The sequence below is a fragment of the Mesorhizobium sp. M7A.F.Ca.MR.362.00.0.0 genome (genome assembly GCF_004023175.1).
Taxonomy (GTDB): Bacteria; Pseudomonadota; Alphaproteobacteria; order Rhizobiales; family Rhizobiaceae; genus Mesorhizobium.
The window spans coordinates 1-2,159 of record NZ_RZTF01000094.1 but is presented as its reverse complement, the minus strand read 5'-3'; the positions used below and the strand labels follow the sequence as shown (position 1 = coordinate 2,159).

At 63.5% G+C, this 2,159-nt stretch carries 2 protein-coding genes and 1 pseudogene (1 of these 3 running past the window's edge); 2 read left to right on the top strand and 1 reads right to left on the bottom strand.

The genetic code is table 11. The features are described 5' to 3' along the window. Positions 1-721, bottom strand: a pseudogene (locus EOC06_RS14490) (MFS transporter); it reaches 577 nt to the left of the window's first position. Between the two features lie 74 nt (positions 722-795). On the opposite strand from EOC06_RS14490, the gene EOC06_RS14485 reads away from it, so the two are divergent. Both EOC06_RS14485 and EOC06_RS14480 read left to right on the top strand, forming a co-directional pair. Beyond that, positions 796-1,413 carry a TetR/AcrR family transcriptional regulator gene (locus tag EOC06_RS14485; RefSeq protein ID WP_127267937.1) on the top strand — a complete coding sequence of 206 codons (618 nt, stop codon included), beginning with the start codon at positions 796-798 and terminating at the stop codon, positions 1,411-1,413. 45 nt (positions 1,414-1,458) lie between these two features. Further along, positions 1,459-2,052: a hypothetical protein gene (locus tag EOC06_RS14480; RefSeq protein ID WP_127382013.1), complete on the top strand. Its 594-nt coding sequence runs from the start codon at positions 1,459-1,461 to the stop codon at positions 2,050-2,052. Positions 2,053-2,159: the final 107 nt, after the last annotated feature.

Here is a 2,159-nt window from a genome sequence, read left to right as displayed (position 1 = left end):
GATACCAGAACACCCGCGTGCCGGCGGCACGGCGCAGCGTCGAGAACGTATGCGCAAGAAAATTGCCCTGTGACGCAGGCGGAGTGGGCGGCACGTCGTCAGCCTCGGCGCCGTAGCGCACCATGCCGATCGATGCCGGCCGCTCCGGCACCAGCAGCCAGACCAGCGGTATCAGGGCAGCGGTCGCGATCGCGACCGCAATGACAACCGGCTGCCAGCCGCCCGACTGCGCCAGCGCGGCGATCAGCGGCAGGAACACCAGCATGCCCGAGGCGCTGGAGGCCGACATCAATCCCATGACAAGCCCGCGATTGGTCTTGAACCACCGGTTGACGATGGTCGCGCCGAGCACGCTGGCGACAGCACCGGAACCAATGCCCGAGAACACGCCCCAGGTGATGAACAGATGCCACGGCTTGGTCATCAGCAGGCTGAGCGCGGTCGAGCCCGACATCACCACCAGCGAGGCCAGCAGCGTGCGGCGCAGTCCGATCCGTTCCATCAGCGCTGCGGCAAATGGCCCCGTGAGGCCATAAAGCAGGATGCCGACGCCGGCCGCCAGCGAGATGATGTCGCGCCGCCAGCCAAAACTGTTCTCAAGCGGCAACATCATGACGGCGGGCGCGGACCGCAGGCCGGCCGCGACCAGCAGGCTAAGGAAGATGACGCCAACCACGACGAAAGCGTAGCGCTGGCCAAATGGGCGGGATTGAGCTATCATGTTACTGACCGGTACGTTGCAGGTTGGGAGCATGTATACGTACCGATCGGTAACATTGTCAATCGAGTCACACGATGCCAACCGACAAAAATATTGATCTGACCATCAGCGACGATCATGCGTCGGCGCCGCCGAAAGCAGCCAAGAAGATACTCGATGTGGCGTATGACCTGTTCTACCGGCGCGGTATCAGGGCGATCGGCGTCGACGAGATCGTCAAACGTGCCGGCGTCACCAAGCCCAGCCTCTATCGCAGCTTTCCGTCCAAGGATGAACTGGCCGCCTCCTATCTCAGGCAGTACGATCTTGAATATTGGGAGCGTTTCGACGAGGCGGTTGCGGCTCATCCCGGCGACCCGCGCGCACAGATCAAGGCTTTCCTGACCCGCATCGGCAAGCGCACGCAAGTGGCGGACTATCGCGGCTGCGGCATGACCAACGCGGCGGTCGAATATCCCGACCACAGCCATCCGGCCCGTGTGGTCAGCGAGGCCAACAAGCAGGAATTGCGCCGCCGCCTGCGCGCCATGGCGGTTGCGATGGGCGCGCAAGACCCTGACACGCTCGGCGACGGCCTGCTGCTGCTGATCGAAGGCGCCTATATCAGTGGCCAGCTGTTCGGGCTCGGCGGCCCGGCGCAAGCGGTCGCCCGCAACGCGGACCTGCTGATTGAAGCGAGCTTGAAGAAATAACGTTTGGCGCTACGCTGCGGCAGCTTGCAACGGAGATTGACCGCCATGCGTGCCATTCTGATCCCGCTTGTTCTGGTCGGTCTGGGTCAGGCTGCGCAAGCCGACGGCATTTCCAGCGCCTACACCGATCTGGATTCGAAAAAGGATTGCGTGACCTACGCGCAGGCCGAGGAAGGCGACGGCGACTGGGCCGAACTCGCCTGTTCGGGCTATCGCGGCTATCCCGTACTGATAGCCTATGACGATGCCCGTGAATCGCTGTTCTACGGCTTTCCCCCCGGCGGCGACATGACAACGGTCTGGGAGAGCTTTTCGGGTTTCAATTCGTCCGGAGCCAAGATCGAATGGCGCATCGAAACCACCGGCGACAAGGCTGTGCCGTATGCAGCCATCCATCGCCGCTCGATCAGCAATCCCGAGGACGAGAAAAAGCCGACCGAGGTGCTGCTCGTCGCCAAGGTCGGCCAGATGGACGCCCGCGACGGCTGCACCGTCGGCCTGGTGCTGGCCACCGGCAATCCCACCGCCAACGATCAGGCGCGCAAGCTTGCCGACGACAAGGCACGCACCTTCGCCTGCGGCAAGGACAGGCGCACTGTCATCGGCAATGTGCCGGCTTTCGGCCGGGTGGATAACTGAGCACGGCGGAGATTGGGCATCGCACCCGTAGCTTCGTCATCCACGGGCGGAGCAAGGAGCGTAGCGACGCAGCGCAGACCCGAGGATCCATGCCGTGATGTTCGAGT